The following is a 25,377-nucleotide window of genomic DNA, read 5'->3' on the forward strand; positions in this document are numbered from 1 at the left end:
GACCAAACCCGCCCCCGCCCTAATTCTCCCGAAGCAATCAATTTTTCTTGAGCAATTTTTTGAGTAACTTAGGAACCTCCGAAGGCCGAGTGGCTACGGGTATTTCCGCCTCTTCAAAGGCAGCCATTTTGTTTTGGGCCGTAACTCCAAAGGCTTTCTGGGCAGCAGCCCGAGAACTGATCAGGATGCCGGCGTGGCCCAAAGACGGGCCCTTGGGAGCGTAGCGGCCAGCCAGATAAGCAACCACAGGTTTGTCGATCGCCGAAGCGATGTAAGAAGCAGCAGCTTGTTCGCTCCAACCGCCAACTTCCCCGATCAAAACTATCGCCTCCGTACAGTCGTCTTCGTCCAAAATTTGCAGCCACTGCATAAAAGAAGAACCAACAATCGCGTCGCAGCCAATACAAACCGCCATCGACTGTCCCAACCCCGCCTGAGTCAGTTCTAGAGCAACTTCGTAAGTCAAAGTGCTGCTGCGGCTGATCACTCCGATCGGGCCGGGAGTGTAAAATTCCTTGGGGTGAGTTCCCAGCAGCAGTTTGTCTGGGATGATTATCCCCGGAGTGTTGGGCCCGATTACCAACGTTTCGGTGGCTTCTGCTTTTCTGACTAAGCGCACCATATCCAGAGGAGGCACTCCCTCTGTGACGATCGCAATTTGCCGAATTCCTGCCGCGATCGCTTCTTGAGCCGCATCCAGCACCGAGTAAGGGTCTACCAAAATTACCGCAGAATCGATGTGACCCACTGCCGCCACTGCTTGTTCTACCAAATCAAAAATCGGAATTCCCTCCAACTCCCGCCCCCCCCGACCGGGACTGACACCAGCGACTACATTAGTGCCGTATGCTTTCATCATCAGGGCGACACGGGTTGAGGCGGGAGATTCTGTAATGCCCTGTACTAGGACTTTGCTTTCAGGAGTTAAATTCATGTTTTCCAAATTAACAATCGATCTTTAAAAAGCAGAAGGCTTTCATCTGTTGTCCAGAGCTCTCGTTTTGCCGATCGACTGTCGCTACTTGGCCCCGGAGACAGCTTGAGCCGCGGCCTCATCCAAAGTGCTAGCTAGCCGCACCGGCAACTGTCCCAAACGCTTTTTAACAGCATCAGCATCGACCCCTACCAGGCGCAGCACAACTTGGATGTGGCGGTTGGCGCGGGCTTTCCGTTCCAAATAGCCTGCTACTGCGGCGGTGATTTCCTCCGTCTTGGAGGCGCTGCCCAAAATATTTACCAGTATCACCTTAACGCTTTTATCTTGAGCGACTAACTCCAGACCCAACTCCGTGCGATCGCGCAGAGCATTTGCCCCGTCGTAGCGGTCTAGGGAACCCATATTCACAAAATTAGCTGGTTTTCCTCCTTGGTGGGCTACAGCATCCAGAGTTGCCATTGTCAGGCCCACTCCGTTGCACAAAATCCCGATATTCCCATCTAGTTCGACTAATTGCAGGGATTTTTCATCCGAGATTGCGGATTGAGGTTTGGGGTCAAACTCCGGCGGCGAGTACAGCAGCTTCGAGTTAGAATTCCGGCGATCGCCCGCATAGGGATTTCTCCTGTCCCCTACCAAGTCGCTGCTTTGCCTCTTACCCGAAAGTGCGGCCAAGTCTGGATGCCGCCCCAAGGCATCATCGTTGGCGGTGACTTTACCGTCTAAAGCCATGAGTTCTCCCGTTGGACTGATGCCGAGAGGATTGATTTCTACTAAATCTAAATCTTTTTCGACAAACAGCCGGTACATTTTCTCGACAATGGTGCTCACCGATTGAATCAAGTCTCCCTGCAATCCCATTTTCAGCATCAGACGCCTGGCGTAGAATGGCGAAAATTCCTGGTCTACGGCAACTTGCTGCATTTTGTCGATCGACCCTTCGACATCCATACCTCCTTGTCTCGAACCCAGAAGTACCGGGCGGCGGGCTATGGGGTCTAGGAGTACAGCTAAGTACAATTCTTGGTCAGCATTGTACTTTGCTTCTGCCAGCAGCACTTGGGGATATTCGTTTTCGATCGGCAAATTAAAAATTGTTTGAGCAGCAGCTACGGCATCGATCGTATTTTCCACAAATTTAATGCCACCCGCCCGGCCTCGTCCCCCAGCCCGCACTTGCGACTTAAGTACAACTGGGTAGGGAATTTTCAGCCCTTTGAGGTCAGCGGGTTTGTCAATCCGCTGCGACGGCAAAATCGGAATTGCCATCTGGCGAAATAAAGATTTAGCTTGGTACTCTAACAAATCCATTTTTAATAACGGGTGACGGGTAGTTGGCAACAAGCAATTCGTAATTGGCAATTCATAATTAATAGATACTAATTGGCTTTTTGTCAAGTTAAAATTGAAAAGTTATGGCTTTTCTCTTTTAATTTTCGACTTTTGTATTGCCGATTACTTATTCGCTATTACCGCTCGCCGATCGCCGATCACCTAAGCTGTTTCATTTTTTTTTGGGCGATAGAAATTCTTAAACTTTGACTGTTGAATCGGGTTGGAACACTCTAGGGAGATGCTTGGTAGTTCTTTTATCTTCCGATTTTTGACGATACTGTTCCGAGATATTTGCCAGCTAATTATCAATTGATGCTAAGTAAATCACCTAATTAAACCTCAAATACGGCTCGCGTTCAAGCTTGCCGTGTATGTCTTCTCCCTTCTTCCTGATGACTAATGACTTCTTGCCTCTTCCATCTTCCTTCGGTCAACTGTCAACCCAACAACTGTCAACTGTCAACTGTCAACTGTCAACTTAGCAGTGCCTTGATGGACGGTTTTAACCCATTTCAGTCGCTTGGGACGCACCGAAATCCGAGCCGTCACAATCCCTACCAGCAGCCAGTGCAACATATACACAGTACCCCGCAGCGTTTGCAGCAAGGTGACAAAAACTCTTTTAATGTCAAATTTGGTCTCTTTGCGAGTGCGGCGCAAACCGACAAACATTCCCACCAGCGACAAAGTAAGGGTCATAAAAGTTATGGGACTGGCTAGAGGCATCCGGCGCAGCGTAATTGACATTAAAAAATCCGGCAGCGCTACTGTCGGTAAGAAATATTGAGATACCCAAAATCCAAATAAATCCCAAGTTTTCCCAGTTCCCATCCGGTTGCGCAAAATTAGGCGCCAGTAGTCTAGATAGCGCTGATAGCCGCCTTCTGCCCAGCGATTGCGCTGGTGCCACAGGGCGCGAGCGTTAGTGACTCCTTCTTCAGACACGGCTGGGAAAGCCAGAAATTCAATGTCCCACTGGTCTAGGTGCAGCCTCACGGTCAAATCCAGGTCGTCGGTAATGGTTTCCTCGTTCCAGCCACCGCAGCGTTCTAAGGCGGTGCGGCGCATGAATTGGCCGTTACCGCGCAATTCTCCAATGCCGCCGATCGCAATTCGCTGCTGTTGGAAAAAACTATCGAGAGCCATTTCTGCTTCTTGGCCGCGAGTCCACACATTTACCGCAGCATTGGCGATGGCTTTTCTGACTTGTACCGCCCCTACCTGTGCTCGATCGAACACCGGCAGCACCCGGCGCAGCAAGTCCGGTGTTACCGTCGCGTCGGCGTCAAATATGCCCACAAATTCGCCGCGAGTCAGCGGCAAAACTTGATTCAGGGCTCCTGATTTGCCACCGCTGGCATTTGCTCCTCTGCTAAATACTTTGAGCTGCGGGTACTGTTTGGTGAGCTTTTCCAACACTAGGGGCGTGCTGTCGCTGCTGTGATCGTCGATCGCCCAAACTTCGTAACGGTCGATCGGATAATCTAAATTGCAGATTGATTGTACGAATCTGGCAATCACCGCTTCCTCATTTTTCGCCGCCACCAGCAGCGAGACGTAGGGCCAATCTTCTCGACTTTCATCGGCAAGAGGAGGCAGTACGGGCCCCGGCTCGGCAAACAAAACTCGCAATGCTTGCATCCACAGCAGCCCCGTCAACCCCCAGACTACCCACGCACCCCAAGAAATCAAGTGCAGGGCGATCGTCCCTCCCCAAATCGCAGTCAGCAGCGCGGCAGCTTTTCCCCGCCGTCCCCGGTACAGATTTTGAGGAAAAGAGGGAGTTCCCGGCACAGACACCGCCACCGTTCGCTCTGATGAGGTTTCTGCCCCGAATACCCTGTCGCCCATGTCTGGTAGGGCAAATATTTTGCTTACCTTCGAGTTCGAGGTCAAACTCTTGAGCTCTTCTTTAGCTAAATCAGGGATGTCCAAGTTAAGCTCGCTGCGATCGTCGTTTTCTGGCCAAGAACTCTCCTGCATAGGTTACTTGATTCAACCACCAATAGTTTTTGATTTTAAAGATAAGTATCTACTGTACCAGCTTCTGGGATTTTGTCGAAAGCAGACGGCAGGACTCTTCAGTGGGCCCGCTGAAGAGTACGGCAAGGGTAAACTGGCATGGCACAGACTATTCGGCTTGACTTTTGCTTGCGCTTACCCTGGAATATCTGCTAATTTTTGCAGAGCAGCTCAACTAAACTGCTAGTAGTAATTGTCAGGATGTGGAAATATGTCTCTTCCTCAACTGAAGCCCGCCGACGACAAAGAAGTGAAAGTCTACGCGCCTTTCTGTCAGGAGCCCCGGCGCAAGTTTTTGCCGCACGCTATCGGTCTCTACAAGCTCAAAAGCTTGGAGGGGGCAAGAAAAATTGACGGCGGCGAAGATATACCCTTTGTCGCTAGTTGGAATATCTCGTCGCTGCCGATCGATTTAACCCGCTGTCGGGTGCTGTTTGACGGCAATGCTGAACTCAGCTATGAAGTAACTATGCAAAGCTCTGAGTTTGTCAGTTGCTTAATTGAGGTACTTTTAACTTTGCAACGGACTCGTACCGTCGATTTTTCCAAAATGTTTTATCGCAAGCTGATGCGCATGGATGAGTAACTTTCACTGCACCCGCGCTTGGGAAATTGCGCCAATCCTTGGCGCGTTCTGGGGCGCACTAACTGTCTGCGGCCGCTACAAACGGCGATATTACACGATCGGTGCGCCTGTCCTATTGTTTAAGTCCAAATACTAACTAAGTTCTGGGATAATTCCCAATCGCTTTGGGCGCGATCGCCTATACTCGCTCCTCAAGCAAATCTACAGCAGTTTTCCGTTGATTGCGATACAGATTTCGCGTAGGGACTCAGGCTTTGCCTGAGTCCCTACCTGTATTTTAGGCAATTGAAAACTGCTGTATTTGTTGTGCAACAAGCGTCAAATCCTGTTACTGAGACCTCTTCGTAAAAATCGTGCAACAGAAAGGAATATCGTAACCCTAGTTGTTCTTAGCAGTCATATCGTATCCGATCGATTAACCGCACGCGCGACGCGAACGGATCGCGCGTGCGATCCGTTTTTGTGATGGTAATCCACCGGACATGATATCGTTCCCAATTCTTTAATCTTCAATGCTCCATGCTCCAATACCAGGGAATTGGTGTTTGATTTGAGGTAAAGCACATTTCCGCCGAAATCCTAAGTTTATCTAGGTATTAATATTTGTAAACATTCTCAGTAATATCACCGAGGCCTTTTAGGATGAGAGCAAAACTAAAATTAGTTAATTTCTCAGAAAGCCCTTTAAATTATTAAACCTGTCTTCAGCAAGTAATTTTTACTAATCTGGCGATCGCAGGGATTTAATCTAAGTCCTGATTTTTGGCTCGGAGGACTCTGAGATAATTTATAAACCGTCATTTTGGGGGTCTAATTTTCATGCTCAAATTTGGCAGATAAGCGGCAAAAACCGAATTAAATTATACCAATTCCTTTGAGCCACTATCTAGCAACTTAAGTAACCAAAGAGCAAACATCAGTTATTGTAATTACTCCTAGGTGATTTTGAGTAAGTGCATAACTCATAGAAGGCTACATATCAGGTATTGCAGCTACAGATAAAAACCTACCAATTTTTGCAAGAGGTGTATTATGACTCAGCTAACCAAGGAACTGTCTACAGATTGTTTAATTACCGATCGCCCAACAAAATTTACCATTGAACGCGCCACAACAGCCGCAGCAAATAGTGCAAAACCTGCGGATGCTCAGCAGGCTGCGGGCAAACAAATTTCAGAGATTGTGTTTATTGACACAGCCGTTGCAGATTACGACAGCTTAGTTGCCGGAGTCAAACCCGGAATCATCACAGTTATCCTCGACTCGAAGCAAGACGGTGTTGCCCAGATTAGCGAGTATCTAGCCAATTGTCAGCAGGTATCTGCACTGCACATCATCAGCCACGGCAGTCCCGGCAGCTTGCAATTAGGCACAGCTCAATTAAGTTTAGAGACACTGAATGCTTACGCCAGCCAACTGCAAAAATGGGCCGCATCGCTGAGTGCAAAAGCAGAGATTTTGCTTTACGGTTGCAGTGTGGCAGCAGGCGATCGCGGTCAAGCATTCATTCAGCAAATCAGCAGCCTGACCAAAGCAAAAATCGCAGCTTCTACAAGCCTGACAGGGAGTGCAGATTTAGGAGGAGATTGGCAGCTTCAGGCAAGCACAGGCGAAATTGAAATAAATGCGGCAATTCAAGCCGAGACACTGAACAATTATGCCTTTACCTTACCTACCTTGAATACAGTACCAGGGGATGGAGGCGTTACAGTCGGAGTAGATGCCTTTGGGTCTTTTGGCAGGGCTGTTTTTGGCAGTGGAACCACTGATGCGTTTTATGACCCGATCGGTCTCCTACCAGCGAACAGCACCACTTTTCAGTCTGGGGTAGCCATGAGGGTGGGCGGTACAGGAGGATATACTTTTCTGACTACCGGCTCCATCGGCAATACAGGCGGACTCAATCCAAGCATTACTAACTCAACTTCAACAAGTGCTCAAAGCACCTTCAACTTTAGCGGTCTTAACTTTGCACTGACTCAGACAGTCACAGACCTAGTAGTAAATGGGGTAAGGAAAGGGAGTCTTTTAACTCAAACCTACAGGATTACAAACCCTGGAGCTACAAGAGTAGACTTTGAGTTAATGCGTTATGTTGACGGCGACTTGCAATTTGATGGCTCTATTCAAGACACTGGCGGTCGTCGTGTTTCAGGTACGGAGGAAATTCTATTTGAAACGGACAGCGGAGACAACCCTGCACTACCAACGACATTTGTGGGGATTACGGGTATAGGGGGGTCAAATGCCTTACCGGGCCGCTACGAAATTGACCAATACTTACCGTTGCGCGACAAAATTACCGTAGGCGGTGCGCTAGACGACTCAGTATACGGCGACGGCCTGGATGCAGATCAATTCATCGACCCCCTGCCAATCGGCTCAGGCCCCTACGACCTGGCCCTTGCCCTACGAAATAGATTTTCGCTTGAAGGTAATCAGTCTACTAGCTACGCCACAACCACCATATTTGGGACGCTACCGCCAAATGAACTAAATCTCCCCGTCCTCAGCATTGCCCCACTGGGCAGTCCGGCCGAAGCTGGTTCGATTCCAGGCACCTTTAGAATCACCCGCACCGCCAACCCCAACGGACAGCTCTCTGTTAATTTCAATGTAGCGGGGTCTGCCACCTTTACCACTGACTATACTGCAACGGGTACTAATACCAACTTCACCCCAACTAGCGGCACAGTGATTATTCCCGATGGGCAGACAAGCGTCGATCTGACAATTACTCCGATCGATGATAATATTTTTGACCCCAATGAAAATGTCACATTCACCCTCGCTCCGAGCACCAACTACCTTCTCGGCTCCCCAAATATAGCCAGCCTGACGATCGCGGACAATGATACCAGAGGCATTGTTGTCACCTCAGAGCCTACAAACCCCGGTCTGGCAGAAGGCGGCAGCCCCAATACTTACAGAGTAGCGCTCAGAAGCCAACCCACCGAACTGGTAATCTTCACTCTTAAACCAGACACCCAGACAGACTTGGGGGCCGGTGCTGGAAACCCCGTCACCTTCAACTTTACTCCCAGCAACTGGAACGTCACTCAAAGTATCACTGTCCGAGCCGTAGACGATGCCGTAGCCGAAGGCCCTCACAGCAGCATCATTACCGGTAGTGTCACCAGTGCCGACGCTAACTACGACGGCGGTGTACCAGTGACCCTCGACGGCACTGCTGTTGCCAATCTTATTTTGCCAATTACCGACAACGACACGCCACAGGTAAAAATTATCGAGACTGGCGGCACCACCAAAATCGGCGAAGGCGGGGCTACAGATAACTATACAGCGGTGTTAAGCAGCCAGCCCGCGGCCGATGTTACTGTCACAGCCTCCCCAGACATCCAAAGCGACGTGGGGGCTGGAGGCGGAAACCCGATCGCTCTGAAATTTACTCCCGCCAACTGGAACGTGCCTCAACTGGTGACTGTTCAAGCCGTGGACGATGCTGTAGACCAAGGCACGCACTCCAGTACGATCGCCCACAAAGTCACCAGTACAGACGCGAAATACAACCTGATTGCTACTGCCTCGGTCATTGCCCAAATTACCGACAACGATACCGCCGGAGTCACAATTACTCCTCCAAACACCACAGCTACCGAAGGCGGGGCTACAGGCAGTTACAAGCTAGCGCTGACTAGCAAACCGACTGCGCCAGTTAAGGTCAACTTCAATACCGGTTTTCAAATCGACTCGATTTCCACATTCACTTTCACCTCGAACAACTGGGACGTACCGCAAACAGTCACGGTGAAAGCCACCGACGACAGTTTAGTCGAAGGGCTGCACACAGGCACGATTAACCACAGCATCGCCGCTGGCAGTGCGACGGAATATCTGCCAGTGGCGATCGCCCCCGTCACCGTCAGCATCACCGATAACGATGTCGCTAATGCCAGTACGCCCAGCGTCACGATCGCACCTGCAAGCACAAATGCAGCCGAAGGCGGCGCGACAGGTAGTTACAAAGTCTCCCTCAACACTAAACCGACTGCTAACGTTACCGTCAATGTCGCTGCGGGCAGTCAAATAAATGCGATCGCACCGATCGTTTTCACTCCGGTTAACTGGAATGTGCCACAAACAGTAACAGTGACAGCCACCGACGACACTGTGGTCGAAGGAACCCACAGTGGCACAATCAATCACAGCGTCGCAGCAGGCAGTGCTGCCGAATACTTGCCAGTGGCGATCGCACCAGTCACCGTCAGCATCACCGACAACGACACAGCCACCTCGACCGCAGCGGTAAAAATCTCTCCCACAAATACTTCAGCAGCAGAAGGCGGTGCCAATGGCAGTTACAGCGCGGTATTAACTTCCCAGCCAAAAAGTGACGTTAAAGTTAGCTTCGCTGTTGACAGTGAAATAGAAGCGATCGCGCCCTTCACCTTCACGAGTGCTAACTGGAACGTACCTCAAACCGCCACTGTCAAAGCAGTAGACGACTCCGCCGTTGAAGGAACGCAGCTTAGCATCATCACTGCCAGTGCTAGCAGCACCGATCTCGCTTACAACAATATCGGCATTTCCAAAGTCGATGTGTTGATTATTGACAACGATTCCCCCGGCATCGCCGTCACTCCTAACACCACCAATGCAGCAGAAGGCGGTGCAACTGGCAGCTACAGTATTGTCCTTACCAAATCGCCGACAGCGCCTGTCACCGTCAACTTTGCCGCGGGCAGTCAAATAAATGCGATCGCACCCATCACTTTTACCCCCGCTAACTGGAATACGGCGCAAACAGTAACGGTGACAGCCACCGACGACACTGTTGTCGAAGGAACCCACAACGGTACAATTAGCCACAGCGTCGCAGCAGGCAGCGCGGCCGAATACTTGCCAGTGGCGATCGCACCAGTCACCGTCACCATCGCCGACAACGACACAGCTACTACTGCTGCTGGCGTGACTGTTACCCAAAGCGGCGGCAACACGATTGTCGTTGAAGGCGGTGCTACGGACACCTATCAAGTAGCGCTTAACAGCCAGCCCAAAAATGATGTTAAAGTTAGCTTCGCCACAGACAGTCAAATAGAAGCGATCGCCTCCTTCACCTTCACCAGCGCTAACTGGAACCTGCCTCAAACCGCCACTGTCAAAGCAGTGGACGACTCCGTTGTTGAAGGAACGCACCTGAGTACGATCGCATCTAGCGCTAGCAGTACCGATCTCGCTTACAACAATATCGGCATCCCCAAAGTCGATGTCTTGATTCTCGACAACGACAGTCCCGGCATCGCCGTTATTCCCACGAGCACCGATGCCACAGAAGGCGGTGCCAATGGCAGCTACAGCGTTGTCCTCACTAAAGCGCCGACGGCTAAAGTTACCGTCAATTTCGCTGCGGGCAGTCAAATAGATGCGATCGCACCGATCGTTTTCACCCCCGCTAACTGGAATGCAGCGCAAACTGTCACTGTCAAAGCTACCGACGACACTCTTGTCGAAGGAAGCCATACCGGATTGATTTTTTCCAGCGTCGCCCCCGGCAGCGCTGGCGAATACTTGCCCGTGGCGATCGCACCTGTCACCGTCACCATCGCCGACAACGACATCGCCCCGACGCCGACGACACCTGCACCAATCATCAATTTTTCGCCGACAATTATCGTTTCGACGCCGACACCTGCGCCGACACCTGCACCAATCATCAACTTTTCGCCGACAATTATCGTCTCGACGCCGACACCAGGGCCGACACCTGCACCGACACCTGGGCCGACACCTGCACCAATCATCAACTTTTCGCCGACACTTGAGCCGATATTAGGGCAGACACCCACACCAACTCCGACACCAACTCCGACACCAACTCCGACACCAACTCCAACTCCGCAGCAACCTGACGATCCAGATTGCATTTGCGCGCAAATTACCTTACCCCGAATCAGTCCTCTTCAAGGTTTCAATCCGGTTCAAAACAACCTGGTTGGTACCGGTAGCAACGACAGCCTGACTGGCGGCAGTGGTGGCGACGGCATCAACGGTTTGGGCGGAGACGACGTGCTTGTCGGTTTGGCGGGGAACGACAACCTATTTGGCGGATTGATCAGCAACACTCCCGTTGGCCCTTCTGTCGATCGCGACTTGCTGTTGGGCGGCCCCGGCGACGACTACCTCAACGGTCAAGCTGGCTACGACACCCTCTTTGGCGGTGAGGGCAACGACGCTGCTTTTGGTGGCAAAGATGACGACCTAATCTGGGGTGGACTCGGTTCTGACACCCTTGTGGGCGAAGAGGGAAATGACAGTCTCTACGGCGGTACTAACAGTGAATCCGATCGCGATCGCGGTGGCAACGACTTGTTATTCGGTGCCAAGGGCAATGACTACCTCAGCGGTCAGGATGGCTCTGATACGCTTTCTGGCGGTGATGGCAACGATACTGCCCGTGGCGGCAAGGGCAACGACGTAATTTTAGGCGACTCGGGCAACGACTTGCTGTTGGGAGACCAAGGCAATGACTCTATCTGTGGCGGTGACGGGGATGACACGGTGTATGGGGATATTGGCAGCCCGTTGCCTGTTGGTGTTGCTGGCGGTCAAGACCAAGTGTGTGGCGGTGCTGGCAATGACCTGTTGTTCGGTAATGAAGGCAGCGATACGATCAACGGCGATGCTGGCAACGATACGATTTTGGGCGGTAAAGACAATGACAGCTTGCTCGGCGGTGCTGGGGATGACGTGTTGATTGGTGATGAGGGCAGCGATACTTTGGTCGGCGGCAGCGGACGCGATTTATTTGTCTTGACATCCGGGCAAGGAAGTGATATTGTATCTGACTTTAGGAAAGGAGAAGATTTGCTGAGTTTAGCGGGTGGTTTGACCTTTTCTCAACTGAGCATTAGCCAAGGCAATGGCGCAACCTTAATCAACATTGGGAATTCTGGGCAACTCTTGGCAGTTTTGAATGGGGTGCAAGCAAGTACGATCGCCCCGTCGGATTTCGTTCAACTTTTGCGGCTCGGTAGCTGAGCCGAAAACGCAGTAGGTTGAGCTAATCAAAATCAATCTACTGCTCTTGAACTGCGATCGGGCTGGCATCGCAATCAGCCTTTGGGCGGTCGAAATGCCACCCCACCAGACGATTTATGTGTTTTTGATTTTCTCAGGCTCAGTAACAATGTTGTTGTCTAATTTGCGCAACAGAATTGGCGGATAATTGTTCTAATAAAAAACACCTTTCAAATAAATTAGGAGCGATAAATAGTTGTCAAAAAACGCCGCTAAAAAAACACTCTGAAAAAACGGCTTTAAAAAAAGATGTGAAAAAAATGCGAACAAAAAGGTGGCGAACAGGTCAATAAAAATTTCAAGCAAAAAATCGCTCGGTGCAACAGTGACCAAATCGAGTATAATCGGATTGCGAAATTGAGTCGCGGTGCAGAAATACGGTTGAAGAAACTAAATTTATTTAAATAGACAGGTGCAAATTGAGGAGAGAAGGCGTACCCAAATTGACTAAATATTTGCTGATCGGTTCCACAAAAGCTTACAGCGGCAAGTCCGCGATCGCCCTCGGGATGGCACTCGCACTCCGGGAACAAGGACTCGCCGTCGCCTACGGCAAACCTCTGGGAACCTGTTTCAGCTCGCCCGGAGCTGGAGCCGAGGAGGAAGACGTGCGGTTCGCGGTAGAGACGCTGAAGCTCTCAGAAAGTCAGATACCGTCAACTCTGCTGTCTTTGGACGAAGAAACTGTTCACAAGCGTTTGCGGGGAGAAGACAAGACAGATTACCGCCAGTCTCTGGCGCAATATTTGCAAGCGGACTGCGGAGACTTGGTGCTATTAGAAGGCCCCGCTAATTTGGAGGAAGGCAGTCTGTTTGACTTGTCTTTGGCTCAAGTCGCTGAGGCGGTTGATGCCTCTGTGCTGCTGGTAGTGCGCCCGATCGATCTTTATGTAGACGATTTGCTGTCGGCTAAGCGGCGTTTGGGTTCGCGCTTGGCTGGCGTTGTACTCAACGACGTTCCCTCGGACAAACTCGAATCCATCACGGCGACTGTGCGGCCTTTTCTGGAGGCACAGGGTATTCCGGTTTTGGGAATGCTGCCGAGAAGCGCTTTGCTGCGTAGCGTCAGTGTCAAAGAATTGGTGCACCAATTGAAAGCTGATGTCCTCTGCCGTCGAGACCGTTTGGACTTGATGGTGGAAACCTTGACAATTGGTGCGATGAATGTTAGCTCAGCTATGAAGTATTTCCGCAAAGCCAGAAATATGGCGGTAGTCACCGGGGGCGATCGCACGGACATTCAGCTAGCGGCTCTGGAAAGCTCGACTCAGTGCTTAATTCTCACAGGCCACTTGCCTCCTTCTCCCCTGGTGATCGGCAGGGCGGAAGAAATGGAAATTCCAGTTTTGTCTGTGGATTTGGATACCTTAACCACGGTGGAAATTATCGACAGCACCTTTGGTAGCGTGCGCCTGCACGAACCGATAAAAGTGGAATGCGTTACTCAGCTAATGGCAGAACACTTTGACCTCAAGGGCATGATGGTATCCTTGGGCATGGGCGATCGAGTCCATTAAGCAGACAGCCGGAACTCAGCGAAGAAGCTATTCGGCAGAGCGAAGAAGGCAAAGAGATTTTTTTATTTTATAAATAAAAATAAAAAAATCTTAAATTCTCAATTTTTCTGGAATTATACCTTCAGACATTCTGCCTTCTGGCTTCCTCAAATCTCCCCATTTCTGGTCAGATCTCGTAAATCAGCAATTCTTAACTTCTTTTTGGTGGCAATTGCTATTCAGTCTGCTAGAATCCACAACGTAGTTTTATTTAATTTAATAAATTCTTTGAGTCAATCAATTGAGCTACCCAGAGTTGATGATTTTTTACAAGAACTTGCGGCAATCCAGCAAACCAGCTCCAAGCGAGTTGCTCTTTTGGGTTCTCGCCACGTTCCTATTACCCACCAGCAGCTAATTGAGATGCTGAGCTACGCCTTAGTTCTGGGAGGCAACCAGCTCATCACATCGGGGGCTACAGGCACCAATTCAGCCGCGATTCGGGGGGCAATGCGAGCAGATCCTAATCTGCTGACGGTGATTTTGCCACAAAGCATGAGCCGCCAGCCTCGGGAGTCCCGCGACCAACTCGAACAAGTGATACATTTGGTAGAAAATCCCAAAAATGACAGCTTGTCTCTCCCGGAAGCAAGCGCCATGTGCAATCAGGAGATTATTTCTCGCTGTCAGCAACTGATCTGTTTTGCTTTTCACGAAAGCCACACTTTGCTGAAAACTTGCCAGGATGCCGAGGAACAGCGCAAAGTGGTTACTCTGTTCTATTTTGATTGAAATGCGAGGCGGATGATGCTGTTGGGATTGCCTGTGTCGGTTATTTTGCTTGATTGTATTGCAGCGGCGGCGGCGCTGGTTTACGCACCGTTTTTGGTGGTTGCCCTCGCCCGCTTGCAGCTAGGTTACGATCAAGCAGCACCTCGCGCGATGTTTGAGAGGTTGCCTGCTTACGCTCAGCGGGCAACTTGGGCACACCAAAATTCGTTTGAGACGTTTATGCTGTTTTCAGCGGCGGCTTTGATGGCTTTTGTGACGGGGGTTGATTCGGAGGCGGCGGGTTTGGCTGCGATCGCTTTTCCTGTAGCCCGGTTGTTGTTTTCGGTTTTCTATATTCTGAATGTGCCGCTGGGGCGATCGCTCATGTTTGCGATTAGTTCTTCTTGCACTGTTTCTTTATTCTATTTCAGTTTGATGGCTGTTAATGGCTAATTGTCAGTTGTCATTGGTTATTGGTTATTGGTTATTGGTTATTGGTTATTGGTTATTGGTTACTTGTTAATGCCCAATGCCCAATGCCCAATGCCCAATGCCCAATGCCCAATGCCCAATGCCCAATGTCCTATTACCAATTAATAATTTATGGCTGCTAGTTATTCCTTTGATATTGTCAGCGAGTTCGATCGGCAAGAATTAGTTAACGCTGTTGACCAAACAGTGCGGGAAATTCAAAACCGCTACGACTTGAAAGATACCAAAACTACCGTAGAATTGGGCGAAGAATCAATCACTGTCAATACAGACAGCGAATTTACGCTAGATGCGATTCACACTGTTTTGCAAACAAAAGCCGCCAAGCGGAATTTATCTCTGAAAATTTTTGACTACGGCAAAATCGATCCTGCTAGCGGCAGTCGTGTCCGTCAAGAAATTAAACTTAAAAAAGGACTGACTCAGGAAATCGCCAAACAGATTACTAAGTTAATCCGCGATGAGTTCAAAAAAATTCAAGGTTCGATTCAAGGCGATTCAGTGCGCGTGTCTGCTAAAGACAAAGATGATTTGCAGTTGGTAATTCAACGCTTGAAGCAAGAAGATTATCCGGTGGCTTTGCAGTTTAACAATTACCGCTAGATTTGAGAGTTTCTCAGGACTTCAGCCATCAAAGTTGTGGTGAATAAAAACAAAAGTCCTGACTGCAAACAACTTTGTACCTACTTGATATAAAACCTACGCACGGGGACTCAGAAACCGGGTTTTTTTACGAAAATCCTCTCTCTCGTCACAGATTAGGTAAAAAACCCGGTTTCTTTGGTACTAATGCGTAATTCCTGTGATATTAAATATCTAAACCGATGACTGTTAAATCTGGAGGATGTTCAACAACAAACTGGTAATATAACTCTTGCTTGGCTTGGGGCGGCAGAGAGATTATCCATTCTAGCAGTCCCATTTCACCTGCTACGATCTTCGGATTAGTCTGAGTCAACCGCACTTTTATTTGCTCCTTGCGACTGACTGGAAGTTGCTCTTTTAATGTCAACTTAGCAGGTACTTGTTGCAAGTTTGTCACAATTAACCGATAAGCGTAACTCGTGCGCCGCTGATTGCCGATTAGTTTTTTATCGACTTGTCTTTCCACTAATTCCCGCTCAATTTTTAATCTTTCATCAATTCCTAAATTCAGCTTGAATTGTTCACCGGGAGAAACATTTTCTAACTGCATAGTACCGACGAAAGTGTTGTCGCGAAAGATATTTGCTTTACCCGGAAGCAGAGTTGCACCTGTCATCGGATTGGTGACAATTGTTTGCAAATAAGCAAAGCTGACTAAACGCGGAACGGCGGTATATTCAAGTTTAGAGGGATAATTTTCGCTGAAAATAGTGACTTTGTGCGGCGTGCCGTCGCTGGGAATATTGGTATTTCCTCCTACTTGAAATGAGACGGTGCTGCCTTCTCTGGATACTGTTGCTGTGGCGGTTTGAGCTGCTATGGGTTCGGGTGCGGCAGCGGCATATAGCGCCTCTTCTTGCAATTCAAAATCTGCAAAATCATCTACATAGTCTCCCTCCATTTCGGCTTCCGCAGTTAGTCCCCTGCGTGCTCTCATAAATTCTCGGGTTTGAGCAGATTTTGGGTGAACAATATCGATAAACCAGGGTTGGAGTTTTGGCGGCAAACTTCCTAATCCGGGTTTCGCTGTAGATAAAGTCAGCGCTACTCCCGTCCAATCTTCGCCTGTATTTTGATTGACTTTGGCTAGGTAATTGAGATTGATTTGGTTGTTGGTAGTATTTACTCGCAAGTCGTAAAGGGGAGTCCAACTGGCTCGCATGACTACATAGGAAACTTCTAGTTCAAAATTGCCGCTGCCGCTTGGTTCGATCGCAACAATGATGTTAAAACTTTGCTGGGAATGGGGAGTTTGTACTTGGCGCAACTGCTGGCGCAAAGCTTCTATTTGCTTGTCTAATTCGCGCTGCTGTCTTTCGTGTTGGGCGATCGCACTTACGTACTTTTTATAATTAGTGCCTAAAAAATTGAGCAATTCCCCAGTTTCGTTCAAACCAATCTGCTGTTTGGCGATGCCACTAGCAAAGGAAGCGACACTTTTTTCGCTCAAATTCTCGACAAAGTTGAGTTGAATTTTTCGCGAGGCGATTTGGTCTTTTATGGCGCGTTTTTGGGTTTCTAACTCTTGGATTTGTTGGGTTAATTCGGCGATGCGATCGCCCGTAGGTTCGCTGTGAAACACGGTTTCGGTGTGTACTCCCAGCAATCGCACGGCGACTGTACCCGCGCCCGTGGCCCTGACTGACTCTGTTTCGAGGGTTGTGGGGAGGGAGGCGATCGCCAATTCGCGCTCGTTTCCCGTCAGCGAGACTGTGCCGCGTCGTGCGATCAGGGCGCGATCGGTGTACACGGTAACTTCTGAAATTTGCGATTCTACTATTTTGATATTATCGCGATCGAGTGAATTTGAATCAGTCATTGCTACTAATCCCTCTACGAAACTCTTTTAGTGCTTCCAAAGGCGAAGCAAACAAAATGCACCGCTTCAACAAAGATAAGTCTAACTCTGGCAGAAATTCGCTGTTTGTAATTCGCTCATAACCCTGTTCTCGCAAATGGTAAAGCTCTAGCGTTCCGTCTTCCCAGAACCAAACTTCCGGCACACCCATGAGCCGATATTTCTGAAGTTTAATCGGACTACCGCTAGTAATAACTACCTCAACGCATAAGTCAGGAACATCCTTATCTGTCCCGAAACAATAAGACAAATCTGCCTGATACTCGACTTTATCTTCAACAATCTGACTGTAAGCACCGCTAGGGAAAAATTCAATTTCCTTAACTTCAAAGTAGATCCCAAGCAATAGACCAATTATCCATTGAAACGCTTCATGAGGTTTACTAATGCCCACAATTTCTAAAACTCCTTGACAATAAAATAACCGCACTCCAGGCACATTCTCAAAACTAGCTTGAATTGCTTTGAATTGATGCCATGTTAAGCCGCGGCAAGTGAAATGCTGCTCGGCTGCGGGAGAAACTGTGGGATTGTCTATAGTTTGAACCATGACTGTCCTGTTTATTTAAAAATGCTAGCAGTAATTCAATTTTAGCTCAGCGGCTCGATTCCCGCCAAATCCAAAATTTGTCAAGTTTTGCGATCGGCCATTTCTCTAGAAAACTCTTCCAGCGCATCCAAAGGCGAAGCAAATAAAATGCAGCGTTTGAGCAAAGACAAGTCTAACTCAGGCAGCAATTCGCTGTTGGTAATTTGCTCATAACCTTGTTCTCGCAAAGCATAAAGCTTTAGCGTTCCGTCTTCCCAGAACCAAACTTCCGGCACACCCATCACCCGATACTTTTGAAGTTTAATCGGACTACCGCTAGTAACAACCACCTCAGTACATAGATCGGGAACATCTTTTTTAGTCCCGAAACAGTAAGATAAATCTGCCTGATACTCGACTTGACCCTCAACAATCTGGCTGTAAGCACCGCTGAGGAAAAATACAATTCTTCTTTGGATAAAATACTGTCCCATTAGCAAGCCAAGCAGACACCGAATCTCTTCGTGCAACCTTCCAGTACCCACAATTTCTAAAACTCCTTGACAATAAAATAACCGCACTCCCGGCACATTTTCAAAACTAGCTTGAATTGCCTTAAACTGCTGCCATGTTAAGCCGCGCCAAGTGAAATGCTGCTCTGCTGCGGGAGAAACTGTGGGATTGTCTATAGTTTGAACCATGACTGTCCTGTTAATTTCAAAACGTTAGCAATAACTCAATTTTAGCTCAGCGGCTCAATTCCCGCCAAATCCAATATTTGCGGAATCAAGTCTTCTCGCTTGACGGCCATCATGTGTACTCCTTGACACAAATCCCGTGCTAGCTTAACTTGTTCTGCCGCAATTTTTATGCCTTCCTGCAAAGGTTCTGGGGATTTTTCCAAACGGTCGATCGTCTCTTGCGGTATGTTAACTCCCGGTACGTATTTTTTGATAAATTCAGCATTTTTAGCTGATTTAAACAAAAAGATTCCTGCTAAAATTGGTTTGTTGCAGCCAGCAGCAATGTGGTGCATAAACTTATCGAAAACGTCAAAATCTGTAATTAATTGACTCTGAAAAAACTGTGCTCCAGCTTCTACTTTTTTCTCGAATCGGCTTTGCAAACCCGACCAACTGGGGCATTGCGGATCGACAGCAGCACCGACAAATAAATCGGTAACTCCGTCTGTTAAAGCTTTGTCGTTCCAGTCTTGGCCGCCGTTCATTTTTTGAATGACTTGCAGCAGCCGCACTGATTCCAAATCGAATACACTTTTGGCTTTTGGATGGTCGCCGGCTTTGACTGGATCGCCTGTGAGTGCCAAGATATTATGGATGCCTAAAGCGTGGGCTCCCATGAGATCGGCTTGCAGGCCTATTTGATTGCGATCGCGACAAGCAACTTGACAAATCGGCTCTATTCCGCGCTGCAATAGAATTGCGGAAACTGCTAGCGGACACATTCGCAGCACTGCGCGGCTTCCGTCTGTGATGTTAATTGCGTGCACTCTGTTTTTGAGAATTTCCGCCATTGCGATCGTATGAGTCATGTCGCCACCTTTTGGTGGGGCAACTTCGGCAGTAATTATAAATTCTCCGGGGGTGGTGCAGGCTGTGCGAAAACGGTTCATAGTTAGTTGACAGTTGACAGTGGGCAGTGGGCAGTGGGCAGTGGGCAGTTGACAGTGGGCAGTTGACAGTGGGCAGTTGGCAGTTGGCAGTTGACAGTTGACAGTTACTACTAATGACTAATGACTAATGACTAATGACTAATGACTAATGACTAATTAGGTAGAGAATAACCGAAAGCGGTTTTAACCTTAGTTAAAGTTTGGTTGGCAATGGTTTCTGCTTGTTCTCTGCCGCGACGCAGTACAGATGCTAAATATCCCGGATCGTCCATTATTTCTTTGTACTTATCCTGAATAGGTTTGAGTGCATTAATTGTTGTCTCTGTCAACAATGGTTTGAAATCTCCCCAACCCATGTTTTCACATTCTGCTGCGACTTCTTCCTTGGATTTGCCGGAAAGCAGGAGATACAGTGTTAGCAAATTTCTCGCTTCCGGGCGTTCTGGGTCGTCAAAAGTCAAGCCCCGCACGGCATCTGTTTTGCAGCGCTTGATTTTTTTGGCGATCGTATCTGGCGAATCTAACAAATTAATTCGACTCAGTTCGGAAGGGTCAGATTTCGACATTTTGCGCGTGCCGTCAGTCAAACTCATCACTCTCGCGCCGTCAGTCCTAATTAAGGGTTCGGGGAGTTTCAAGACGGGCTTTTCGGGTGTGCCGAATTGGTGGTTTAATCTGATGACGATATCGCGGGTGAGTTCCAAATGCTGTTTTTGATCTTCTCCTACGGGCACTTTGTCGGCATCGTAAAGCAAGATGTCGGCTGCCATCAATACGGGATAATTTAGCAAGCCTGCGTTGACGTTTTCGCCTTGTTTAACTGCTTTTTCTTTAAACTGAATCATGTCTTCGAGCCAGTTAATCGGCGTAATGCAGTTGAGCAGCCATGCTAGTTCTGTGTGCGCCGAGACGTGGGATTGCACGAAAATAGTAGAATGTTCTAAATCGATGCCGCAAGCTAAATAGAGAGCGGCGATGGTGTAAGTGTCGGATGCTAGAGTTGCTGGATTGTGCGGTGCGGTAATTGCGTGCAAATCGACTACGCAAAAGTAATTTTCGTACTGGCTTTGACCTTCTACCCAGTTGCGAATGGCACCGAGATAGTTACCGAGGTGAAGATTGCCTGTTGGCTGAACTCCTGAAAGAACGCGCTGTTTGCCCATGAGGAAAGAATTGAATTGAAGTCACATTTCTATATTGACACGTTATTTTAATTTAAGATAGTTTTGGTTAAAATTTACATTTTGCATGGGCATCTGTGCGGACACGGCATTGCCGTGTCCCTAGGTTTTAAGTCAGGAACAGGCTAGAAGGCTGTTTCACTTTTAAACCTCTGTAGGGACACGGCATTGCCGTGTCTTTACTTTTTAAGACATCTGTAGGGACACGGCATTGCCGTGTCCTTAGCTTGAAAAAAGTTACCAATCTGTCAGCAACCTGGCTTTGCGCAACATAAATGTCAGAACTGTTTCTTGGCCGGTAATAATATCTGCTCTGCCTTCCATTCCCGATTGAATTGAATACTGGCGGGGGACATTTGTCTGGGGTTTTCCGAAGAATTGGCCGCTGGTGGAGTTGAGTTTTGTTAAATAGGTTTGTTGCGGTTTAATTGCTACTTCGTAATAAGCTGTACCTAAATTGTTACCGGGATTTTGAGGGGCGATCGCATCTGGGGCGATTTCGCTGACTGTTCCTTTGAGTGTGCCGTAGTCGGGGAAGGGTAAAGCGGAAATCCTGATCTGCACGGGTTGGCCGATTTGGATGCGGGCGATGTCTTGGGATGTCACCTTGGCTTTGATTACCAGGGGTACGTCGCTGGGGACGATTTGGGCGATCGCGCTGCCGGCTTGTACGGTTTGACCGATATTGCGTACTTCCAATTTGAGAATTGTACCATCAGCGGGGGCGCGGATCGCGCTATTTTCGAGTTTTGACTCGATTTGATTTAGTTCTTTTTTAGCTTGAATTAATTGTTGTTGAATGGACGATCGCTTGACGAGCAAAACCCGCCGACTTCTACCGAGTCTCTCGGCGACATCCGGCTGCGATGTGGCGATTTTTACGATAGCGGACTCGACTAATTCCTGTGCGGCGGAATTTGCACTTTGAATACTCTGAAATTGCGCGCTGGCCAAAATTTGATTTTCCAAGTCGCGCAGTTGGCGATTGATTTGATCTGTTGCTGTCTGAGACTGAGTGACAGTTTCTTGAAACTGCTTTTTTTGATTGCCCAAGAGTGAGGCATTAATAACTGCGATCGCATCTCCTGCTTTTACTGTCTGATTCTCGCTGACAGCAATGCTTTCGACGGTTCCTTCGGTTGCTGCTTGTACGAGGCGCACTTCTCCGGCTGGACGGACGATCGCGTCTGCTTTGACTGTAGCGCTGTATTTGGTGACGCTAGCAAGGGCGATCGCCCCGCCAAAGGTCGCCACCATCAAAATTCCCCCCAAAGTCGTCCAGCGGCTGACAGGGGGCAAAAACTGGTCGTTATCAAAAATTTCAGCGGGGGTGGGTTCGGTAGTGCGAGACATGGCGGCTACTGGGGGTAATGGGAATCGTTTTGAGTTTTGATTTTTGAGTTGAGTTGGGGGAGCAAGATAGTTTTGAGTTTTAATACCAGTTCAAAAAAAGAATGCAACTCGCGCAGAAGCTCCAAACCCATACATAATCAGTCATTCCCTAATCTCAAATCTCACATATCAAATGGTATGAGTTGGCCGAGGGAGAGAGCGCTCTCTTATTTCTTTTGTCACATTAATTTTCCGCTTTCCGGACACCAAGCATAGGTTTAGAAGTCTCAATCAAAATTCACAGGCTCAAAGTCAAAATCCGCACAACTTGGCCGTTCCCAGCAGCAAATTGGCCCAAACATCAAAAATGGCGGAGCTAGCGGGCAGAAGTCATGAAAATAGAGGGTTTCAGCCAGGATTTTTGGCCCTGTTACCCGGTTTTTCTGGGATGTGTACGTAAGTAAGTACATATGTATTAATAGGAGTTCCTGATGTCGGACAATCAACAAGAGTCATTCTTCACCGAACTAAACGATCGAGAATCTGCTACTGTTAGCGGCGGCAGCATTACCAGCGGTTTCAGCATTGGTAACACCGACAGCGCCACGGAAAACAGCACCAGCGATCGCCTCAATATGCTGTTTTTCGTACCACAGCCGAGCCAGCTTTACCTGTACGATCCGATGCGCGATCGCCCTTACAAAACCCTAGTAGTCTAGAGAGGTGAGTCAGGTAGTGCGATCTGAGAAAACTTGAAAAAATCTCAGTAATATTCCGGAAGTCGCCCAGGACTTGAAGAACTATTAGTTAGTAATTACACGAGACTATATAAATTTTATCAAATTTCTAGTTCTCGTTCAATCTTATCAACTTAAAGGAGTCAAATCATCATGCAAGAAACAAAGGACAATTCACTGTTTGCTGAACTCACCCCGGAAGAATCAGCTAGCGTCAACGGCGGTCACTACTATGATTACGATCGCTGTCGCCGGCGCAGTTGGGTCGTGTACCGCCGCAATTGCGACGGTTCCTTCAGAAGAGTAGTCCGCTACGCCTACTACTAAAGTTTACTGCTCTCAATTGAGCTCTATAACTGTGGAGCAAAAAAGCACCCATAACTTTATGGGTGCTTTTTGCTGATTGGGTAGTGGGTGATGAGTAATCTTCATTATGCTCTACCCATTATTCATTTTGCAAAATGTTAAAGAACATCCCTTTTATCGGCAAAATGCCATTATTCGGACAAGTCAACCGGTTTAAGAAGTATCAGGTTGTTCTCCAGCAGAGCGAAGAAGATTGCGGGGCGGCTTGTTTGGCTTCGATCGCGAAATTTTACGGACAGAATTTTACTATTAGTCGCTTGCGAGAATGTGCGGGCACTGGTCAAAAGGGGACGACTTTACTAGGCTTGAAACAGGGGGCTGAGGCGATCGGCTTTAATGCTCGATCCGTGCGAGCAGCGGCTGCTATTTTAGACAAAATTGATGAAGCACCTTTACCAGCAATTATTCACTGGAGCGGGTATCACTGGGTTGTTTTGTACGGAAAACAGGGCGACAAATATGCGATCGGCGATCCGGCTGTCGGTATGCGCTATATTTCCAAAGAAGAATTAGCAGCAGGTTGGACAGATTGGCTGTGCTTGCTGGTAGACCCAGATCCAGAGCGGTTTTTTGCCGAAGCAGACGGCCAACCGCCCGCTAATTCCGTACAAAAATGGATGCGCCGGGTTTGGATTTACCGCCAGCTTTTAATGGAAGCACTGTTGCTGAATATGGTGTTGGGTTTGCTGTCAATTTCTTCGCCTTTTCTCGTACAACTGCTCACCGACGACATTTTGGTGCGGGGCGACACGCAACTTTTGGCAAGTGTGGCGATCGCAGTTATAGTTATGAACCTATTTAGCAGCAGTTTAGGATTAGTACAATCAAACTTGATTGCTCAATTTTCCCAGCGTTTAGAGTTGGGATTGGTGATGGAATTCGGGCGTAAATTCCTGCGATTGCCTTTAAGCTTTTACGAAACCAGACGCAGCGGCGAAATCGTCAGTAGATTACAAGATATCCAAGAAATCAATAAATTAGTTTCTCAATTTGCAATCAGCTTACCAAGTCAATTCTTTATAGCTGTAGTTTCTTTTATTTTAATGTTATTTTACAGCAAGGAACTGACGCTAGCAGCTACAGTAATTGCTCTGTTCATGACTGCCTCTACAGTAGTTTTTCTGCCCGTATTACAGCAAAAAACGCGGAATTTATTTGTACTGGAAGCAGAAACTCAAGGCGTTTTAGTAGAAACCTTTAAAGGCGCGCTGACTGTCAAGACGACTAGCAGCGCCCAGCAACTTTGGGAAGAATTTCAAAGCCGCTTCGGTCGCTTAGCGAGTCTTACTTTTCGCACTACACAAATTGGCATTCTCAATAATATTTTTTCTGGTTTTATTGCTTCAGCGGGCAGCATTACCCTGCTGTGGTTGGGCAGCGGTTTGGTGATTGACAAGGTATTGAGTATTGGTCAGTTGCTAGCATTTATTAGCATGAATCAAAACGTTACTACTTGGGTGACTTCCTTGGTCGAATGTACTGATGAAATGGCTCGCGTCCAGACAGCAACTCAACGGCTTTCGGAAGTTATAGACGCTGAGCCGGAAAGTAAAAGCGATATTAATAAACCTGTGGTAACGCTTCAAGATCGTGACGAAATTGTTTGCAAGAGTGTTAATTTTCACTACCCAGGCAGACTTGACTTGCTGGAAAATTTTTCTGTGACGTTTCCGGGCGGTCACGCAATTGCTTTAATCGGTTATTCTGGTTGCGGAAAAAGTACGCTAGCTAAGGTAATTGCTGGTCTGTATCCGCTGCAATCTGGTAATGTGAGAATTGGCGGTTACAATTTGCAGGATTTGTCTCTCGATTGTCTCAGACAGCAGGTGGTTCTTGTTCCCCAAGAAGCGCATTTCTGGAGCCGTTCGATTCTCGATAATTTTCATTTGGGCAGTCCCGATGTCAGCTTTGAACAGATTGTGAAAGCGTGTAAAATTGCGGGGGCGGATGAATTTATCAGCCAATTGCCGGATAAATATCAAACTGTTTTAGGGGAGTTTGGAGCGAATATTTCTGGGGGACAAAGACAGAGATTGGCGATCGCCCGCGCCATTCTCAACAACCCGCCCGTATTGATTCTAGACGAATCTACCGCAGGGCTAGACCCCGCCAGCGAGGCGGAAGTGTTGGAGAATTTGTTGATGCAGCGGCAGGGGAAAACTACGATTTTTATCAGTCACAGGCCGCGAGTGATCGATCGCGCCGATTGGATTATCATGTTAGAACGCGGCAGGTTGAAATTACAAGGATCTGCTGCAAAATTGCGATCGATTCCCGGAGACCATTTAGAGTTTTTGCATCCTTAAAAATTAGACAAGATTGCAAAAGTCTTTTCGATCAAATTTTCGGACGATGCTCAAAGCCATCCCACAAGAAAAAGTTTTTTGTGGAACGGGCATCTTGCCCGTCCAAGCTATTG

Annotated in this window: 18 protein-coding genes; 9 read left to right on the top strand and 9 right to left on the bottom strand. The window is 48.2% G+C overall.

Annotated features, from left to right (window positions below; all coding sequences use genetic code 11):
• Nucleotides 1-37 precede the first annotated feature (37 nt).
• The 3 genes from QUB68_RS04500 to QUB68_RS04510 all read right to left on the bottom strand — a co-directional run bounded on the left by QUB68_RS04500 (nucleotide 38) and on the right by QUB68_RS04510 (nucleotide 4,255).
• A complete protein-coding gene (locus QUB68_RS04500; protein ID WP_332989770.1) occupies nucleotides 38-934 on the bottom strand; it encodes a succinate--CoA ligase subunit alpha in 897 nt (298 codons plus the stop codon).
• 84 nt (nucleotides 935-1,018) lie between these two features.
• Complete coding sequence (locus tag QUB68_RS04505; protein ID WP_332989772.1) at nucleotides 1,019-2,248, bottom strand: succinate--CoA ligase subunit beta; 1,230 nt, start codon at nucleotides 2,246-2,248, stop codon at nucleotides 1,019-1,021.
• A gap of 483 nt (nucleotides 2,249-2,731) precedes the next feature.
• Nucleotides 2,732-4,255 carry a glycosyltransferase gene (locus QUB68_RS04510; RefSeq protein WP_332989774.1) on the bottom strand — a complete coding sequence of 508 codons (1,524 nt, stop codon included), beginning with the start codon at nucleotides 4,253-4,255 and terminating at the stop codon, nucleotides 2,732-2,734.
• Nucleotides 4,256-4,505: 250 nt separating this feature from the next.
• Between QUB68_RS04510 and ebsA the strand changes: the two genes are divergently transcribed.
• From ebsA to QUB68_RS04540, 6 genes are all read left to right on the top strand, one after another.
• Nucleotides 4,506-4,880, top strand: a complete 375-nt coding sequence (gene ebsA / locus QUB68_RS04515) for a type IV pilus biogenesis protein EbsA (RefSeq protein ID WP_332989776.1) — start codon at nucleotides 4,506-4,508, stop codon at nucleotides 4,878-4,880.
• A 1,032-nt stretch (nucleotides 4,881-5,912) separates the two neighbouring features.
• Nucleotides 5,913-11,879, top strand: a complete 5,967-nt coding sequence (locus QUB68_RS04520) for a DUF4347 domain-containing protein (protein WP_332989778.1) — start codon at nucleotides 5,913-5,915, stop codon at nucleotides 11,877-11,879.
• A gap of 458 nt (nucleotides 11,880-12,337) precedes the next feature.
• On the top strand, nucleotides 12,338-13,435 hold the full coding sequence (locus tag QUB68_RS04525; RefSeq protein ID WP_332989780.1) for a phosphotransacetylase family protein: 1,098 nt from the start codon (nucleotides 12,338-12,340) through the stop codon (nucleotides 13,433-13,435).
• Between the two features lie 267 nt (nucleotides 13,436-13,702).
• On the top strand, nucleotides 13,703-14,206 hold the full coding sequence (locus QUB68_RS04530) for a DNA recombination-mediator protein A (RefSeq protein ID WP_332944888.1): 504 nt from the start codon (nucleotides 13,703-13,705) through the stop codon (nucleotides 14,204-14,206).
• Between the two features lie 15 nt (nucleotides 14,207-14,221).
• Nucleotides 14,222-14,638: an MAPEG family protein gene (locus QUB68_RS04535; RefSeq protein ID WP_332990159.1), complete on the top strand. Its 417-nt coding sequence runs from the start codon at nucleotides 14,222-14,224 to the stop codon at nucleotides 14,636-14,638.
• Between the two features lie 150 nt (nucleotides 14,639-14,788).
• The gene (locus QUB68_RS04540; protein WP_332989782.1) at nucleotides 14,789-15,280 is read left to right on the top strand and encodes a YajQ family cyclic di-GMP-binding protein; all 492 of its coding nucleotides are present in this window, start codon (nucleotides 14,789-14,791) and stop codon (nucleotides 15,278-15,280) included.
• Between the two features lie 205 nt (nucleotides 15,281-15,485).
• On the opposite strand, the gene QUB68_RS04545 is transcribed toward QUB68_RS04540, so the two are convergent.
• The 6 genes from QUB68_RS04545 to QUB68_RS04570 all read right to left on the bottom strand — a co-directional run bounded on the left by QUB68_RS04545 (nucleotide 15,486) and on the right by QUB68_RS04570 (nucleotide 21,876).
• Nucleotides 15,486-17,141 (bottom strand): mucoidy inhibitor MuiA family protein, encoded by a 1,656-nt coding sequence (locus QUB68_RS04545; RefSeq protein ID WP_332989784.1) that lies wholly within the window; start codon nucleotides 17,139-17,141, stop codon nucleotides 15,486-15,488.
• The gene (locus tag QUB68_RS04550; protein WP_332989786.1) at nucleotides 17,134-17,730 is read right to left on the bottom strand and encodes a Uma2 family endonuclease; all 597 of its coding nucleotides are present in this window, start codon (nucleotides 17,728-17,730) and stop codon (nucleotides 17,134-17,136) included. The genes QUB68_RS04545 and QUB68_RS04550 overlap by 8 nt, the downstream gene beginning before the upstream one ends.
• An 80-nt stretch (nucleotides 17,731-17,810) precedes the next feature.
• A complete protein-coding gene (locus QUB68_RS04555) occupies nucleotides 17,811-18,410 on the bottom strand; it encodes a Uma2 family endonuclease (protein ID WP_332989788.1) in 600 nt (199 codons plus the stop codon).
• Between the two features lie 41 nt (nucleotides 18,411-18,451).
• Nucleotides 18,452-19,342: a methylenetetrahydrofolate reductase gene (locus QUB68_RS04560; protein WP_332989789.1), complete on the bottom strand. Its 891-nt coding sequence runs from the start codon at nucleotides 19,340-19,342 to the stop codon at nucleotides 18,452-18,454.
• Nucleotides 19,343-19,494: 152 nt separating this feature from the next.
• Nucleotides 19,495-20,505, bottom strand: coding sequence for a tryptophan--tRNA ligase (gene trpS / locus QUB68_RS04565; protein WP_332989791.1), 1,011 nt, complete (start codon nucleotides 20,503-20,505; stop codon nucleotides 19,495-19,497).
• Nucleotides 20,506-20,760: 255 nt separating this feature from the next.
• On the bottom strand, nucleotides 20,761-21,876 hold the full coding sequence (locus QUB68_RS04570) for an HlyD family secretion protein (RefSeq protein ID WP_332989792.1): 1,116 nt from the start codon (nucleotides 21,874-21,876) through the stop codon (nucleotides 20,761-20,763).
• A 470-nt stretch (nucleotides 21,877-22,346) separates the two neighbouring features.
• On the opposite strand from QUB68_RS04570, the gene QUB68_RS04575 reads away from it, so the two are divergent.
• From QUB68_RS04575 to QUB68_RS04585, 3 genes are all read left to right on the top strand, one after another.
• Nucleotides 22,347-22,574, top strand: a complete 228-nt coding sequence (locus QUB68_RS04575) for a secretion protein HlyD (RefSeq protein WP_332989794.1) — start codon at nucleotides 22,347-22,349, stop codon at nucleotides 22,572-22,574.
• 171 nt (nucleotides 22,575-22,745) lie between these two features.
• Nucleotides 22,746-22,919, top strand: coding sequence for a hypothetical protein (locus QUB68_RS04580; protein ID WP_332989796.1), 174 nt, complete (start codon nucleotides 22,746-22,748; stop codon nucleotides 22,917-22,919).
• 134 nt (nucleotides 22,920-23,053) lie between these two features.
• Nucleotides 23,054-25,264, top strand: a complete 2,211-nt coding sequence (locus QUB68_RS04585) for a peptidase domain-containing ABC transporter (RefSeq protein ID WP_332989798.1) — start codon at nucleotides 23,054-23,056, stop codon at nucleotides 25,262-25,264.
• Nucleotides 25,265-25,377: the final 113 nt, after the last annotated feature.

It is taken from the genome of Microcoleus sp. A006_D1 (assembly GCF_036702805.1).
In the GTDB taxonomy this organism is placed as follows: domain Bacteria; phylum Cyanobacteriota; class Cyanobacteriia; order Cyanobacteriales; family Microcoleaceae; genus Microcoleus.

Bases quoted from the DNA above. Each gene is read 5' to 3' on its own strand.
- QUB68_RS04500 (WP_332989770.1), bottom strand. From the start codon at position 934: ATGAATTTAACTCCTGAAAGCAAAGTCCTAGTACAGGGCATTACAGAA.
- QUB68_RS04505 (WP_332989772.1), bottom strand. From the start codon at position 2,248: ATGGATTTGTTAGAGTACCAAGCTAAATCTTTATTTCGCCAGATGGCA.
- QUB68_RS04510 (WP_332989774.1), bottom strand. From the start codon at position 4,255: ATGCAGGAGAGTTCTTGGCCAGAAAACGACGATCGCAGCGAGCTTAAC.
- ebsA (WP_332989776.1), top strand. From the start codon at position 4,506: ATGTCTCTTCCTCAACTGAAGCCCGCCGACGACAAAGAAGTGAAAGTC.
- QUB68_RS04520 (WP_332989778.1), top strand. From the start codon at position 5,913: ATGACTCAGCTAACCAAGGAACTGTCTACAGATTGTTTAATTACCGAT.
- QUB68_RS04535 (WP_332990159.1), top strand. From the start codon at position 14,222: ATGCTGTTGGGATTGCCTGTGTCGGTTATTTTGCTTGATTGTATTGCA.
- QUB68_RS04540 (WP_332989782.1), top strand. From the start codon at position 14,789: ATGGCTGCTAGTTATTCCTTTGATATTGTCAGCGAGTTCGATCGGCAA.
- QUB68_RS04545 (WP_332989784.1), bottom strand. From the start codon at position 17,141: ATGACTGATTCAAATTCACTCGATCGCGATAATATCAAAATAGTAGAA.
- QUB68_RS04550 (WP_332989786.1), bottom strand. From the start codon at position 17,730: ATGGTTCAAACTATAGACAATCCCACAGTTTCTCCCGCAGCCGAGCAG.
- QUB68_RS04555 (WP_332989788.1), bottom strand. From the start codon at position 18,410: ATGGTTCAAACTATAGACAATCCCACAGTTTCTCCCGCAGCAGAGCAG.
- QUB68_RS04560 (WP_332989789.1), bottom strand. From the start codon at position 19,342: ATGAACCGTTTTCGCACAGCCTGCACCACCCCCGGAGAATTTATAATT.
- trpS (WP_332989791.1), bottom strand. From the start codon at position 20,505: ATGGGCAAACAGCGCGTTCTTTCAGGAGTTCAGCCAACAGGCAATCTT.
- QUB68_RS04570 (WP_332989792.1), bottom strand. From the start codon at position 21,876: ATGTCTCGCACTACCGAACCCACCCCCGCTGAAATTTTTGATAACGAC.
- QUB68_RS04575 (WP_332989794.1), top strand. From the start codon at position 22,347: ATGTCGGACAATCAACAAGAGTCATTCTTCACCGAACTAAACGATCGA.
- QUB68_RS04580 (WP_332989796.1), top strand. From the start codon at position 22,746: ATGCAAGAAACAAAGGACAATTCACTGTTTGCTGAACTCACCCCGGAA.
- QUB68_RS04585 (WP_332989798.1), top strand. From the start codon at position 23,054: ATGTTAAAGAACATCCCTTTTATCGGCAAAATGCCATTATTCGGACAA.